This window comes from Thalassospira sp., from assembly GCF_040218635.1.
Classification (GTDB): Bacteria; Pseudomonadota; Alphaproteobacteria; order Rhodospirillales; family Thalassospiraceae; genus Thalassospira.
This window is the reverse complement of record NZ_JAVJRB010000009.1, coordinates 552,316-567,591: the sequence shown is the minus strand read 5'-3', so window position 1 is coordinate 567,591 and position 15,276 is coordinate 552,316. Positions and strand designations below refer to the sequence as shown.

15 protein-coding genes are annotated in these 15,276 nt (G+C 52.6%); 7 read left to right on the top strand and 8 right to left on the bottom strand.

Features of this window, described 5'->3' with window-relative positions:
* Window positions 1-46: 46 nt before the first annotated feature.
* A complete protein-coding gene (gene uvrB / locus RIC05_RS10410) occupies window positions 47-2,182 on the bottom strand; it encodes an excinuclease ABC subunit UvrB (RefSeq protein WP_350047037.1) in 2,136 nt (711 codons plus the stop codon).
* Window positions 2,183-2,513: 331 nt separating this feature from the next.
* Here uvrB and RIC05_RS10405 point away from each other — a divergent pair, with 331 nt between their 5' ends.
* Together RIC05_RS10405 and RIC05_RS10400 are read left to right on the top strand one after the other, a co-directional pair.
* Window positions 2,514-3,716, top strand: a complete 1,203-nt coding sequence (locus tag RIC05_RS10405; protein ID WP_350047007.1) for an aspartate transaminase — start codon at window positions 2,514-2,516, stop codon at window positions 3,714-3,716.
* Window positions 3,717-3,844: 128 nt separating this feature from the next.
* On the top strand, window positions 3,845-4,651 hold the full coding sequence (locus RIC05_RS10400) for an alpha/beta fold hydrolase (protein ID WP_350047006.1): 807 nt from the start codon (window positions 3,845-3,847) through the stop codon (window positions 4,649-4,651).
* 88 nt (window positions 4,652-4,739) lie between these two features.
* On the opposite strand, the gene ahpD is transcribed toward RIC05_RS10400, so the two are convergent.
* Window positions 4,740-5,276, bottom strand: a complete 537-nt coding sequence (gene ahpD, locus RIC05_RS10395; protein ID WP_350042518.1) for an alkylhydroperoxidase, AhpD family — start codon at window positions 5,274-5,276, stop codon at window positions 4,740-4,742.
* A 92-nt stretch (window positions 5,277-5,368) separates the two neighbouring features.
* On the bottom strand, window positions 5,369-5,896 hold the full coding sequence (locus tag RIC05_RS10390; protein ID WP_350042517.1) for a peroxiredoxin: 528 nt from the start codon (window positions 5,894-5,896) through the stop codon (window positions 5,369-5,371).
* A 168-nt stretch (window positions 5,897-6,064) separates the two neighbouring features.
* Here RIC05_RS10390 and RIC05_RS10385 point away from each other — a divergent pair, with 168 nt between their 5' ends.
* The 5 genes from RIC05_RS10385 to RIC05_RS10365 all read left to right on the top strand — a co-directional run bounded on the left by RIC05_RS10385 (window position 6,065) and on the right by RIC05_RS10365 (window position 10,723).
* Window positions 6,065-6,988 carry a LysR substrate-binding domain-containing protein gene (locus tag RIC05_RS10385; protein WP_350047005.1) on the top strand — a complete coding sequence of 308 codons (924 nt, stop codon included), beginning with the start codon at window positions 6,065-6,067 and terminating at the stop codon, window positions 6,986-6,988.
* A 58-nt stretch (window positions 6,989-7,046) separates the two neighbouring features.
* Window positions 7,047-8,021 (top strand): rhomboid family intramembrane serine protease, encoded by a 975-nt coding sequence (locus tag RIC05_RS10380; protein ID WP_350047004.1) that lies wholly within the window; start codon window positions 7,047-7,049, stop codon window positions 8,019-8,021.
* A gap of 47 nt (window positions 8,022-8,068) precedes the next feature.
* Window positions 8,069-9,109 carry a zinc-dependent alcohol dehydrogenase family protein gene (locus tag RIC05_RS10375; protein ID WP_350047003.1) on the top strand — a complete coding sequence of 347 codons (1,041 nt, stop codon included), beginning with the start codon at window positions 8,069-8,071 and terminating at the stop codon, window positions 9,107-9,109.
* 3 nt (window positions 9,110-9,112) lie between these two features.
* Entirely contained in the window at window positions 9,113-9,625 is a 513-nt protein-coding gene (locus RIC05_RS10370) for a DUF2478 domain-containing protein (protein ID WP_350047002.1), read from the top strand.
* Between the two features lie 90 nt (window positions 9,626-9,715).
* Entirely contained in the window at window positions 9,716-10,723 is a 1,008-nt protein-coding gene (locus tag RIC05_RS10365) for a Vgb family protein (protein WP_350047001.1), read from the top strand.
* Between the two features lie 15 nt (window positions 10,724-10,738).
* On the opposite strand, the gene RIC05_RS10360 is transcribed toward RIC05_RS10365, so the two are convergent.
* From RIC05_RS10360 to RIC05_RS10340, 5 genes are all read right to left on the bottom strand, one after another.
* Window positions 10,739-11,470, bottom strand: a complete 732-nt coding sequence (locus RIC05_RS10360; RefSeq protein ID WP_350047000.1) for a glutamine amidotransferase-related protein — start codon at window positions 11,468-11,470, stop codon at window positions 10,739-10,741.
* Between the two features lie 78 nt (window positions 11,471-11,548).
* Window positions 11,549-12,604, bottom strand: a complete 1,056-nt coding sequence (locus RIC05_RS10355; protein ID WP_350046999.1) for a DUF4238 domain-containing protein — start codon at window positions 12,602-12,604, stop codon at window positions 11,549-11,551.
* A gap of 74 nt (window positions 12,605-12,678) precedes the next feature.
* Window positions 12,679-13,782 (bottom strand): redox-regulated ATPase YchF, encoded by a 1,104-nt coding sequence (ychF, locus tag RIC05_RS10350; protein WP_350046998.1) that lies wholly within the window; start codon window positions 13,780-13,782, stop codon window positions 12,679-12,681.
* Between the two features lie 66 nt (window positions 13,783-13,848).
* Window positions 13,849-14,634 carry an aminoacyl-tRNA hydrolase gene (gene pth, locus RIC05_RS10345; RefSeq protein WP_350046997.1) on the bottom strand — a complete coding sequence of 262 codons (786 nt, stop codon included), beginning with the start codon at window positions 14,632-14,634 and terminating at the stop codon, window positions 13,849-13,851.
* 15 nt (window positions 14,635-14,649) lie between these two features.
* Window positions 14,650-15,273 (bottom strand): 50S ribosomal protein L25/general stress protein Ctc, encoded by a 624-nt coding sequence (locus RIC05_RS10340; RefSeq protein ID WP_350040819.1) that lies wholly within the window; start codon window positions 15,271-15,273, stop codon window positions 14,650-14,652.
* Window positions 15,274-15,276 lie beyond the last annotated feature (3 nt).

The following is a 15,276-nucleotide window of genomic DNA, read 5'->3' as shown; positions in this document are numbered from 1 at the left end:
CACAAAGGCCGGATTTATCTCCGGCCTTTGTTTTATCCATCGCGGGTTACGGCCCCTTGCGACGCCGTCCTTTATATTTCGATTTATTGGCCGATTTTGATCCCGGCCCGATCGTGCCGATGCTGCGTGCCATCGGACCGGCTTCGGCCAGACCAAGTTCCTGATCTTCAAGTCGCTTGATCTCATCACGCAGACGGGCGGCTTCTTCAAATTCAAGATTTCCTGCCGCTTCGCGCATCCGCTTTTCAAGACCTTCGATATGTGCGCGCAGATTATGACCAACCATAATGTCACCCGACACACCCGTATCAACCGTGACGTAATCCTGTTCGGCAACACTTTCGAGAACATCGTTAATCCGGCTGCGCACGGTTTCCGGCGTGATGCCGTGTGCTTCGTTATAGGCCTGCTGTTTTTCGCGGCGACGGTTGGTTTCGCTGATTGCATAATCAAGGCTGTCGGTCATTTTATCGGCATAAAGCAACACCCGACCATCAACGTTACGTGCCGCACGCCCGATGGTCTGAACCAGGGATGTTTTCGACCGTAAGAACCCTTCCTTATCCGCATCCAAAATCGCGACCAAGGCACATTCGGGAATATCCAGACCTTCACGCAAAAGGTTGATCCCGACCAGAACATCAAACACGCCAAGACGCAGATCACGGATAATCTCAATCCGTTCCAGCGTATCAATATCGGAATGCAGATACCGCACACGGATGCCATGTTCATGCAGATATTCGGTCAGATCTTCGGCCATGCGCTTGGTCAATGTTGTGACCAACACGCGCTGCCCCTTGGCCGCACATTGCTTGGCCTCCCCCAAAAGGTCATCGACCTGGGTTTCAACCGGGCGAATGATACAGACCGGATCAATAAGCCCGGTCGGTCGGATCACCTGTTCGGCAAACACACCACCGGTGCGTTCCATTTCCCATTTTCCGGGGGTCGCTGAAACAAACACGCTTTGCGGGCGCATGGCTTCCCATTCTTCGAATTTCAGCGGACGGTTATCGACACAACTTGGCAACCGGAACCCGTGTTCGGCCAGGGTGAATTTGCGATTGTAATCGCCCTTGAACATGCCGCCGATCTGCGGCACGGCAACGTGGCTTTCATCAACAAACAATAATGCGTTTTCGGGCAGATATTCAAACAATGTCGGCGGCGGATCGCCGGGATTGCGACCCGACAACCAACGTGAATAGTTTTCAATCCCTTTGCAATGGCCAACCGTTTCCATCATCTCAAGATCAAAGGTCGTGCGTTGGTCAATCCGCTCGGCCGCCAGAAGTTTTCCTTCTTCGCGGAACTGGGCAAGGCGGTCTTTGAGTTCCTGTTTGATGCCCGCTATCGCCTGCACCAATGTCGGGCGCGGCGTCACATGGTGCGAATTTGCATAGACCGTGACCGAATCCATATTGGCAAATTTATGCCCGGTCAGCGGATCAAACTCGGCGAGTTCTTCGATCTCGTCGCCAAACATCGAAACCCGCCATGCCCGGTCTTCGGAGTGGGCCGGGAAGATTTCCAAAACATCACCGCGCACCCGGAATGTCCCGCGCGAAAAGGCGGCATCATTGCGGGTATATTGCAACTCGACCAACCGCTTCATGATGTCGTTGCGATCAACTTCATCGCCGACTGAAATGCGCTGGGTCATTTCAAGATATGTTTCAACCGCCCCGATACCGTAGATGCACGACACCGATGCCACGATGATACAGTCATTGCGTTCCAGAATCGCACGCGTTGCCGCATGGCGCATCCGGTCGATCTGCTCGTTGATCGAACTGTCTTTTTCGATATAGGTATCGGTCCGCGCGACATAGGCTTCAGGCTGATAATAGTCGTAATAGGATACGAAATATTCGACCGCATTATCGGGAAAGAAGTGCTTCATTTCCGCATAAAGCTGGGCAGCCAATGTCTTGTTTGGCGCCAGAACCAGTGCCGGGCGCTGCGTCTTGGCGATGATATTGGCCATGGTAAAGGTCTTGCCCGACCCGGTCACACCAAGCAGAACCTGATCACGCTCATCATCATTGATGCCGCTCATCAGTTCGGCAATGGCTGCTGGCTGATCGCCAGCGGGCTCATATTCCGTCACCAGCTTAAACGCGCGGGAGCCTTCGACAGGCGGGCGGCGTTTGGTCAAAAATTCCGGCAGCACATTCATCGGGGCATTCATCGGGCAGATCCCTGTTTCGTTCTTGCTAGTAGTTATAGGCGAGATACGCCCAACCGCAAGCCCCACCCCTGACAACTCCTGTCAGGAATGTCAGGAGACGTCAGGACCAATGAACATGGAACAAACCCGAATTTACCACGTTAAACCCCTAGTTCTTTTCGATCAGACACCCCAAGGCCGCTAAAATTGGATAAAATCATCCCAAAGAACCCGCAAAACGCGACAAACTGCCTTGAATTGAATTTAAGGCAGGCGTAGGGTCCGATCCGAAAGAACGCGATTCTTTTCACTTCTTTTTTCATTCCAGGGAAACAGACCAATGGCGTTTATTGCCGACCGTTTGAGCCGTATCAAACCTTCTCCCACCATTGCCGTAACCACCAAAGCAGCCGAGCTGAAAGCAGCTGGCGTTGACGTGATCGGGCTTGGCGCAGGTGAGCCGGACTTTGATACCCCCGACAACATCAAAGCAGCAGCCAAAGCCGCAATCGATGCTGGCAAGACCAAATACACTCCGGTTGCCGGTACGCCCGAGCTGCGCAAGGCGATTGTTGAAAAGTTCAAGCGCGAAAATGACCTGGAATACACTATCGACGAAATCACCGTCGGGTGTGGTGGCAAACAGACGCTATTCAATGCGTTCTTTGCAACCTTGAACCCGGGCGATGAAGTCGTCATTCCGGCACCATACTGGGTTTCATACCCGGACATGGCGCTGATGGCTGAAGGCACCCCGGTCATTGTTGAATGTCAGGAAGAAAACGACTTCAAAATCACCGCAAGTGAACTTGAAGCCGCGATTACGCCAAAAACCAAATGGGTGGTTCTGAACTCGCCGTCGAACCCGACCGGTTCTGCTTATTCGCGTGCAGAATTGCGTGCAATTGCGGACGTTCTTCTGAAACACGAAAACGTCTACATCATGTCTGATGACATGTATGAACACCTTGTCTATGACGGTTTCGAATTCACCACCATCGCGCAGGTTGAGCCAAAGCTCAAAGCACGCACGCTGACCTGTAACGGCGTTTCGAAATCCTATGCCATGACCGGCTGGCGTCTTGGTTATGCTGCTGGCCCGGTTGAGCTGATCAAAGCCATCAACAAAGTCCAGTCGCAGTCGAGCACGCACACCTCCTCGATCAGTCAGGCGGCTTCGGTCGAAGCCCTGAACGGTCCGCAGGACTTCCTGGCGGAACGTGCTGAAGTCTTCAAAAAACGCCGTGACCTTGTGGTTGCAGCGCTCAATGAATGCGAAGGCCTGTCGTGCAAAACCCCGGAAGGTGCGTTTTACGTCTATCCGTCCTGTGCGGGTGCGATTGGCAAAACCACCCCGGATGGCAAAAAAATCGAAACCGATACCGATTTTGTCACCTACCTGCTTGAAGCAGAAGGCGTTGCCGCTGTTCAGGGTTCGGCATTTGGTCTGGCACCGTATTTCCGCATTTCCTATGCGACCTCGGATGCTGCATTGACCGAAGCCTGCGCACGTATCAAACGCGCCTGCGCAGCACTGAAATAAGGTTTCTGCACCCACTTAGTTGGGCGCAAAATCATTCAAACAGGGTCTGGCTCTTGCCGGGCCCTGTTTTTTTGTCCATGATTGAATTAAATAATTGCGCACCAAATTACCGATAAATCGGATACACCATGTCAAACGAAAATTTCTATGCCACCGTTGACGGGGTCAGTTTGTCCTGCCAACGGATCATCCCAACGGATGCAAGACCAGACGCCCCGACCATCATTTTCCTGCATGAGGCACTTGGCACCATTCGCATGTGGCGCGACTTCCCGGCAAAGCTTGCCACCGCCACGCGCCATCCCGTGATTGTCTATGAACGCCGTGGCCATGGCCGGTCTGATCCCCATGCCGATGGCGATATTCCGCGTGCAATCGACTTTCACAACACCGAAAGCGATGTCTATCTGCATGGTCTGATCACGGAACTCGGGCTGGTTCGCCCGATCCTGTTTGGTCATAGCGACGGTGCGACCATTGCCCTGAAGTATGCTGCGCGTTTTCCGAAGAATGTCCGCGCTGTCATTTCCGAAGCTGCGCACGTTTTTGTCGAAGACGTCACCGTTTCTGGCATTAATGACGCCGCATCGATCTATGCCAACACCGATTGGAAAACCAAGTTACAGCGCCACCACTTTGCCCAGACAGATGAAGTATTCCGCGCATGGGTCGATACATGGCGTCAGCCGGCATTTCGCGACTGGAACATGGTCGATGAACTGACCAACATCACCTGCCCGCTTCTGGTCATTCAGGGTGATGATGACCAGTTTGGCAGCGATGATCAGGTCCATACCATCTGTGCCAATGTCAGTGGCCCGGTGACAAAAATGCTGATCAAGGAATGCGGCCATATCCCGCATTTTGATCAACCTGATCAGATCATTGCCGCAACCTTAAAACATCTGGGACTTGATGAACTGACAACGGCATAATTCATCACCCGCCTCCCATCAAAAAGCCCCGACCGCATGATGCAGCCGGGGCTTTTCACTGTGGGCATCTGCCCTAAATTCTGGTGGCTTATTCTGCCAATGCGTCTTCGGCGTCAATGACGACTGCAACCGCGTGAATGATCGATGCGATACGGATCGCGTTCTGGATCGTTTCTTTTTTCACACCGGCACCTTTGAGAACCTTGTCATGGCTGTCAATGCACATGCCACAGCCATTGATCGCCGAAACGGCAATCGAAAACAGCTCGAAATCGGCTTTATCAATGCCCGGTTTGCCGATGATGTTCATCCGCAGGCGCGCAGGCATCGACCCGTATTCAGGGTCCGAGACCAGATGCACGAACCGGTAATAGATATTGTTCATGCCCATGATCGCCGCCGCCCCCTTGGCGGCTTCGATGGCTTCTTCGGAAAGCTTGGCCTTGGCTTCGGCGGCAACCGCCTTGATCAATTTGGCGTTGCGCGATGCGAAGGCACAGGCAAGGGCGGTGCCGTAAACCTGCTGATCGGTCATGCCCGGATTGTTCGCCATGCTTGACAGGTTCAGTTTCAAATCCTTGGCATAGGCTGGCATTGCGTCTTTGATTTCGACGATCGACGTCATTGGTTCATCCCCTGAATTTTCCGATGGGCGGAAATCGGGACCGGGCGTATGCCCGATCCCGAAGTCATCTGGCTTAAATCGCAAACAGCGACTTAAAGGGTTTCGTCACCCTGGGTCCAGTTGCACGGGCAGAGCTCGTCGGTCTGCAGCGCATCAAGGATACGCAGTGCTTCTTGCGGGTTACGACCAACGTTAAGGTCGTTTACCTGTACGTGACGGATGATGTTGTCCGGATCCACGATGAAGGTCGCACGCAGCGCAACACCGGCGTCTTTCGCCAGAACACCAAGGGCGGTCGAGAGTTCTTTTTTCTCATCCGCCAGCCATACGAACGGGCTATCGCCCAGATCTTCATGGTGGGTGCGCCATGCTGCATGCACGAAATCGGTGTCGGTCGAGCAACCCAGAAGAACCGCATCACGGTCTTCGAAATCACCATTCAACTCGCCATAGCCAACAATCTCGGTCGGGCAGACAAAGGTAAAATCTTTCGGCCAGAAGAACAGGATCTTCCATTTACCTTCATAGGATTTGTCGGTCACCGGTGCAAAGCTGTCCGGGGATTTACCCGAAACACCAGTCAGATTAAATTCAGGAAGCGTATCACCAACGGTAAGCATTGTTTTGGTTACTCCATAACCCAGTTTAAAATCCCGATCCACGGCCCCCGACAGGCCGCTTGCTCTTTGTGTGCAAGTGCAAAAAATTCACTCACTGCTGGCGATTTGTAGTGAAATGGACTAACTAAGACAAATAGATAAAACCTCACTTTGTGATAGGAAAAATTTATGGTCGCACAACCAAGCATCAAGCAACTCAAATACTTGGTTGCCTTGGCTGAATGTGGCCATTTTGGCCGTGCTGCTGAATCCTGCTTTATCACACAGCCCAGCCTTTCGGCTGCCATCAACGAACTTGAAAACCTGCTTGGTGCGCAGCTTGTCGAACGCAACAAACGACAAGTCCTGATCACGCCATTGGGCGAAGATGTCGTCTCGCGGGCGCGAAGTATCCTTCAGGAAGTCGATGAACTGACCACCATGGCACAGGCTGCCACCGAACCCTTGTCCGGTCCGATCCACATTGGTGTGATCCCGACAATCGGTCCGTATCTTTTGCCAGATGTGATGATGCAGGTTAAATCGGGTTTCCCGAAACTCCAGCCCTTCCTGCGCGAAGACCAGACCAGCAAACTGATCGAACTTCTGGCGGCTGGTAAACTTGACCTGGCCCTGATTGCCCTGCCAATCGAAGAAAACTGGCTCGAAGAATTTGATCTGTTTGAAGACAAATTCGTCTTTGCATGCAGCCCGGACAATCCGCTGACGAAAAAGCGCCACCTTGAAATCGCTGATATCAAGGATGAAAAACTTTTGCTGCTGGAAGACGGGCATTGCCTGCGCGATCAGGCCCTTGAAGTCTGTCAAAAAGCCGGCTGGAGCAAGTCCGCCGATTTTCAGGCCAACAGCCTTTCAACCCTTGTTCAGATGGTGGCCGCTGGCGTTGGTTCGACCCTGCTGCCTGAAATGTCGCTGGAAGTCGAAGCCCGCCGCCCTGATCTTTTGAAAATCATACCTTTTGAAAACCCGGTTCCGATCCGCCGCATCGGCATGGTCTGGCGCCGCAGTTCCGCCCGAAAGCGTGAATATCGTCAATTGGCAAGCCATCTGCGGAATCGTCTTTCGCCAAACCAGCAGGCGGAAGTCGCCTGATTGGTGGCAAATAAGACAAGCACCCTATTCCCGCACATAAGAACCGGGCACAGCGCCGATGTTACCGATCAAGGATAACAACCCGACCACCATCACCCCATGGGTGACCTATGCCATCATTGCGATCAATGTTGTGGTTTTCCTTGGAACCGTGACCCTTGATCCGCAATCTGCGCGCTTGATGAACATACAATATGGCGCCATCCCGGCCGTGCTGTTTGGTCATGCAGATCTTCCACCTGAATTATCACCCTTCCCTGCCGGATTTGGCTTCCTGTCGATTTTCTCGGCCATGTTCATGCATGGCGGCTGGATGCATCTTGGCGGCAACATGCTGTATCTTTGGGTGTTTGGAAATAACGTCGAAGACGCGATGGGGCATTTCCGGTTTTTGATGTTCTATCTGATTTGCGGTGTGGCGGCGGCCCTTGGCCATGGCCTGCTCGATACCCAGTCACAACTGCCCATGATCGGCGCATCGGGTGCGCTTGCCGGGGTATTAGGTGCGTATTTCCTGCTTTATCCCAAGGCCCGCATTCTGGTCTGGTTCTTCTGGGTGTTCATTTTCTATGTGCCTGCGGTTTTTGTTCTGGGCTTTTGGTTTGTCACGCAAATCATCAATTTTGGCAGTGGTGCTCAGGATGGCATTGCTTGGGTCGCCCATATTGCCGGTTTCATCGCCGGTATGGCCCTGATCCCGCTGTTCAAACATCGCAGCATTCCGCTGTGGCATGACGGGTCGCCCGAACGGGCCTTTGGCATTTATCGCCCCGGTCGCAAATCACGTGACACAGGCATGGCATCAAACGTCCCGCCATGGGCCGCGGCCTATGAGGCCGAACGCATTGCCAAACATGCAAGGATGCGCCGCGATCAACGCGGGCCGTGGGGCAAGGAAGGTGCAAACGCCGATAAATCCCCGTGGGGCCGTTATCAACCCCCGGATGCCGCCCCGAAACCGTCGAAGAAACCATCGGTCGGCGTGCCAAAAGTTGTTCGCTTGCATCCAGACCGAAACAACGACGATACTTAGGCTCAAACCCTATCAACGAAAATCAGAACCGCCCCGGAGGACCCCCAATGCGCGCTGCTTATTTCACCGAATATCAGGGGCCGATTGACGTTCAAAATGTTGCTGACCCGACCCCGGAAAATGGCGGTGTTGTTATCAAGGTCGGCGCGACCGGACTGTGCCGAAGCGACTGGCATGGCTGGATGGGTCATGATTCCGATGTGCAATTGCCTCATGTGCCGGGCCATGAATTTGCCGGAACCGTTGTTGGCGTTGGCAAGGATATCAAACGCTGGAAAGAAGGTGACCGGGTCACCGTGCCGTTTGTATCAGGATGCGGTCATTGCCCGGAATGCCATTCCGGCAATCATCAGGTTTGCGATCAGCAATTCCAGCCGGGCTTTACCCATTGGGGCAGTTTTGCCGAATATGTCGCAATTGATTATGCTGACACCAACCTTGTCCGCCTGCCCGATGACATGGAATTCGCCACCGCCGCAAGCCTTGGCTGCCGGTTCGCCACCAGTTTCCGGGGTGTGATTGATCAGGGCAAAGTCACCGCCGGTCAAATCGTTGCCGTGCATGGTGCGGGCGGGGTTGGACTGTCGGCCATCATGATTGCTGCGGCTGCCGGGGCTTATGTCATTGCGGTTGATATCGATGATGCCAAGCTGGAATTTGCCAAAGAACTTGGTGCCAATGCCGTCATAAACGCGCGTAACATCGATGATATCCCGACCGCGATCAAGGACATCACCCGGGGTGGTGTCCATGTCTCGGTTGATGCCCTTGGCAGTGCCCAGACCTGCTTTAACTCGGTTGCCTGTTTGCGCAAACGCGGCAAGCATATCCAGATCGGCCTTATGACCGGCGATCATGCCCATGCGGCTGTCCCGATGGACCGCGTGGTGGCCCATGAACTTGAAATTCTGGGCAGTCACGGCATGCAGGCCTTTCGCTATGACGCCATGATCGACATGATCATGACCGGCAAGCTTAGCCCGCAAAAACTGATCAATGATCGCGTGACACTTGCCGAAGGTGCCACAGCACTGATGAGCATGGGGCATTTCACCGGAACCGGCGTTACCGTGATTGATCGGTTCTGATCCATGCTGGCAGGTATTTCATTCCACCCGAAAGACAAGATCGACGATCTGTTTTCCGCCATTGCCGAGAACTTCACATCAGACGGAAAAACGGTCGCCGGTTACGTTCAAAAACGCCGCAAGGACCGCGAATGCGGAACCCTTGTTTATGTCCGTAATTTACGCTCCGGCGATGAAATGCCCATCACCAAAAACCGCGGTGCGATGGCAACGGGCTGCAAACTTGATGGCGATGCCTTGTCGTCGCTCTCTGAGCAGCTTGCCAAGGATATCGAAGCGGGGAGTGATCTTTTAATCGTTGCCCGCTTTGGCCGGTCCGAGGCCGAAGGACGCGGTTTGCGCGATGTAATTTGGCGCGCGATGGATCTCGACATTCCGGTTCTGGTTGGCGTGCGGGATGAATATGCCGATGCATGGAACGCCTTCCACGGCGGCATCGCAGATAGCTTGCCGCTGGATGCCGATCTGATTGAAAACTGGCTGCGGGCAACGACAAACGTTCTGGCAAGCACGTAATCGTGATCGTCTAGAACTTGGGCTATCTCGGTAGCTTGGGCATACTTCCATGACGTCGATATCTGCAAACGTCGTTGCGGAGATGTCACCATGGGAATGCGATTTTTCTTTGCCGGTCTGTTTTTCTTAACCCTGCTTTTTGCGGTGGGTGTCCCTGCAGCACAAGCCGCCGATCCGTTTGGCGAGATCGAAATTCGCGAATGGACGGTCGAATATGGTGGCTTGCCGCGCGACCCCGATGCCGTTTCAAACAGCGAAGTCTGGTTTGTGGGGCAGGTGGGCGACTATATCGGGCGGCTTGATCCACAAAGTGGTGTGTTTTTTAAACGTGATCTTGATGATGAACCCGGCCCCCATAACCTGATTGTCGGGGATGATGGCATTGTCTGGTATGCGGGAAATCTGTCGGGATATATCGGGCGCTATGACCCTGCGACCGATCAGATCGACAAGATCGCCATGCCCGATCCTGCCGCACGCGATCCCCACACCCTGATCTTTGATGCCGATAACCGCTTTATCTGGTTTACGGTTCAAAACGGCAATTTCATCGGGCGCCTCAACCCGCAAAACAATGACATCGATCTGATCAAGGTGCCAACACCCCGCGCCCGTCCCTACGGGATCAAGCAGGCCCCCGATGGCACCTTGTGGATTGCCCTTTTGGGCACCAACAAGCTGGCTTCGGTTGATCCGGAAACACTGGAACTTCATGAACATACCCTGCCTGATGGCGCACGCCCGCGCAGAATTGGCGTCACCGATCAGGGGCAAGTCTTTTATACCGGTTATGCACGCGGGGTTCTGGGGCGACTTGACCCGACATCGGGGACCATTGATGAATGGCCGATGCCCGGCGGATCCAATGCCCGTCCCTATGGCATGGCAATTGACGGTGCAAACCGTGTCTGGGCGGTTGAAGGTGGACGACCGGCCATGTTTGTCGGCTTTGACCCAACCACGGAAAAATTCATTTCAAACACACCAATCCCGTCGGGCGGGGTCACCGTCCGGCATATGGATTATAACCGTGATACGAAGTCAGTGTGGTTTGGCAGCGATGCCGGAACAATTGGTCAGGCGATGGTCGGAAACTAAAAACTGTCGCCTGCGTTAACGCCCGATTTCCGAACAAATCCGATCGCCAACCAGAACCTTTTCGGCAAACCGTTCAAACCATGCGCCAAATGCTGCATCATATTTTGCCCGGCCTGCCCGCTGAAGGTCCGGGCCCTGCCCGTTCGGTCGGTCGGTTTTATCCGCAGAATTAGATAACCAGCGTTCATGCGCCTCATCATCGACTTCCGGGTGGAACTGAATGCCCCAGATGCGGTGATCAATGTGATAGGCCTGATGGGGGAATGTCGGGCCGGTGGCAACCAGTTCCGCCCCGTCTGGCAAATCGAACCCTTCGCTATGCCAATGATAAACCATCATTTCGCCGGGAAATAAATCACACCCCGCCTCGGTCGCCTGAACCGGGTAATAACCGATCTCGGTCATGCCATCGGGATGGGGGGTCACAGATGCCCCCAAATGCCGCGCCATCATTTGCGCGCCAAGGCAAATGCCAAGATACATCGCATCACTGGCAACCACCTTGGGCAACCAGTCCATGATCGCCTGAATATTGTCCAGATGGTCGTCATTGGCACTCATCGGGCCACCAAACACGACAACAAGGTGATAACCGCCAAGATCATCGGGCAAGGCATCCCCTTCGCCGGGACGGCGAATATCGAACTCATAGCCATACCGGCGCATCACGGTTCCCACCCGACCGGGCTGACCGGTGGCAGAATTGAAAACCAGTAAAATACGATTGGCAGAGCTTAACTCGTTCATCGGGACCTCATTGCTGCAAGGGCGAAGGTTAACCTGCCTGCCATTAGCCTGACAAGTCCGCAGAAAATGTGCATCCAATTAATAAAGTCGATCTCTGGTCGCAGGCCTCACATGTCCCATTGCGCTACCATCAGAGTATGTATCGGGTTTGAGACGATATTTTAGAAATGACATCCATTCCACAGGCTGAGCCCTAACATCTTCAACATGATACAGGAATTTAGTTCCATTTGCGATTTCACCTTCTCTCAAAACCTTGAAAACTCCGGGTTTCTCAGGGTCTTCAACGCCAATATTGACATTGCACCAACTTTCTACCCGATGCTTCGAAACTTTTGAAAACCAAGCCGCCACGTCTCCAATGTTAGCCTTGTCTCGAAAATATATGTTTGACTCAGCCTTTAGACATTGAAGCAAGTTCAAAGCCACCAAATCTTGGTATCGATTAATATCAACGAAGTTTCCACGCTTTCCTTCAATCCAATGAACACCAGAATCATAGAAAATGATGCAAAATCTGGGTGTCACTGGCAAAACAAATATCAATCCAGAGGACGACAAGCCAAAAGAAACTTTGGGAAATTTCTGAGAGTAAAACTTATTTATCAAAAGGCATGGATCATCTGATGAGATGAAATCTTCACTACAATTATTTCGGACAACAACAAAATCCAGATCAGAGATAAAGCTTCTCACTTTAAACGCATTTACAATCGAGCTTCCGATAATATCTTTCTCTGACATCCCACTTACATTTGAGATTATGTCTTCCTTTCCAAACAAATCGCCCATTTTTTTTAGATACTCGATTGATCTAGTTAATGCGACCTTCGTTCTATAATACTGGACGAGGCAAAACATCCGAATGATGTGGATGTTGTTCTCAAACTCATCATCTTGGCCTCTTTCTAATGCTCCAATACATTTGGAGTAACCTTCTTCCAGAATTCCTAAACTTTTTTCGATAACTAGATCTTCTCCGTAGAAATACCCCTTGCTGCATTGCTTAGAGATAGCCGCATTATCAATGAACCGATTGGACGAAATATTGCATAGAGAAATCGACTTTCCGTTAGAAGAAAACCGTCTCAAGTAACACTTCGGAACGTAGTGTTGATTTTTGAATGCAGCCATAGACTTTGTTTCCCAAATAAAAAAGAGCTGCCAACATAAAGTTGGCAGCTCTAAACTTACAAGACTCAGTTGGCTTAAACGTTGAATTTGAAGTGGAAGATATCGCCGTCTTTAACGATATAGGTCTTGCCTTCCTGACGCAGCTTACCGTTATCGCGCGCACCGGTTTCACCATTGAAGGTGATGAAATCATCATAGGCAATGGTTTCAGCCTTGATGAAGCCGCGTTCGAAATCGGTATGGATGACACCCGCGGCATTCGGTGCGGTTGCCCCCTTAAACACCGTCCAGGCACGCGCTTCTTTCGGACCAACGGTAAAGAAGGTCAGAAGATCAAGCAACTTGTACCCTTCGCGGATACAGCGCGTCAGACCGGTTTCGGTAAGACCAAGGCCTTCAAGGAATTCCTGTTTGTCTTCGGCATTGTCCAAAAGCGCCACTTCGGATTCGATGGCGGCTGAAATCACGACCGAACGCGCACCCTGTGCCGCTGCCATTTCGGCAACCTTGGCCGAGAGTTCATTGCCTTCAGCCGCACTGTCTTCATCAACGTTGCAGGCATAAAGGATCGGCTTGCTGGTCAGAAGTTGCAGCATACGGAACGCTTTTTCCTCGTCTTCGCCGTCAATTTTAACGGTTCGGGCCGGTTTGCCTTCACGCAGGGCTTCAAGCGAGCGTTCAATCAGTTCCATCGTCAGAACGGCGTCTTTATCGTTCTGACGGGCTTTTTTCTGCAAACCCGGAATACGTTTTTCCAGGCTTTCCATATCGGCCAGCATCAGCTCGGTCTCGATGGTTTCGGCATCACGGACCGGATCAACCGACCCGTCGACATGGGTGATGTCGCCATCTTCAAAGCAACGCAAAACATGCACAATGGCATCGGTTTCACGGATGTTGGCAAGGAACTGGTTGCCAAGGCCTTCGCCCTTCGATGCACCACGGACCAGACCGGCAATGTCGACGAATTCAAGCTGGGTCGGGATGATGGTCGCCGATTTGCCAATCGCGGCAATCTTGTCAAGACGATCATCAGGAACGCTGACACGACCTGTATTCGGCTCGATCGTGCAGAACGGGAAGTTTGCTGCTTCCGCAGCAGCCGTCTGGGTCAGGGCGTTGAAAAGGGTCGATTTGCCAACATTTGGCATGCCGACGATACCGCATTTGAATCCCATCTTTCCGGGCTCCGTAACTTGAATTTGTTTTCTTCAGGATCGGCTTGTGACATCACAAACCGAAGACTATTTCTTTTTGCCAAATGCCTTGGCAAGTGCCTGGGCCATCGCCGAAGCCGCATTGCTAACCGGTGTATCGGCACGTTCGAGGCGAACCTTTGCCGCACCGGATAAATCTTCCATCGTTTCGCCAACGGCATCAGGCGCGTTCGCATCACCGTTTTTATCGCCCTTGGCCTTATCAGTTGCCGGTTTGTCTTTTTTCGGCACTTTTGGCTTGGGCGGGGAAACGATGGCGGAAACTTTGCTCATAAAGCCGCCGTCATCCCCTTTGGTCAGTCGCGCAAATTCTGCTGCAACCGCATCCAGCAGGGTCATTAACCAGCCTGTCTGTTCGGCCTTGGAAAAATCACCAAGCACATGACCATGCACACGGGATTTATCCCCCGGATGGCCAATCCCCAAACGGACACGGCGGTATTCTTTACCACAATGGGCATCAATGGATCGCAACCCGTTATGCCCACCATGTCCGCCGCCACGCTTCACCCGTACTTTTCCGGGCGGCAGGTCCAGCTCATCATGCAGAACAATAACGTCTTCGATCGGAATTTTATAGAAACGCAGGACTTCGCCAACGCTTTGCCCCGACAGGTTCATGAAGGTTTCCGGTTTAAGAACCAGAATTTTCTGCCCGTTCAATTCGCCTTCGGAAATCTGGCCCTGAAACTTTTTACGCCAGGGCCCAAAAGAATAGCGGCGGACGAATTCGTCCGCCGCCATGAAGCCAATGTTGTGGCGATTGGCGGCATATCCCGAACCCGGGTTTCCCAATCCAACCACCAAAAACATCTTAAGACCTCGATCTTATTCTTCGGTTGCTTCTTCTTCGTCTTCGCCGTCAGCGGAATTTTCTTCCGATTTCAGAGCGGACGGAGCAGCAACGGTCGCAACGGTAAAGTCACGGTCGGTAATCGCAAGTTCGACACCTTTCGGCAATTTGATTGCCGAGATGTGGATCGAGTCACCAACTTCAACACCCGTAAGGTCGAAGACCAGCTCTTCCGGAATTGCGGAAGGAGCACAGATAACTTCAACATCGTGACGGACAACGTTAAGAACGCCACCTTTTTTAAGGCCCGGCGATTTCTCTTCGTTGATGAAGCTTACCGGCACGTCAACATTCATGGTCTGGCCTTTTGCAAAGCGCAGGAAGTCGACATGGATCGGAACATCAGTGACTTTGTCGAACTGAACATCGCGCGGCAGAACTTCGTATTTCTCTTTACCGACTTCAACAGTCAGAATGTGAGAAAAGAAGCCTTGCTTGTGCAGAAGTTTCACGAGCGGACGCGGGTCAATCTGGAACAAAACAGGTTCTTGTTTTGCACCATAAATGACACCAGGGACCATACCGGCACGACGCACGGCACGGGCGGCCCCCTTTCCGGCCCGTTCACGGATTTCCGCAGAGATAACAGTGTTTGCCATCGG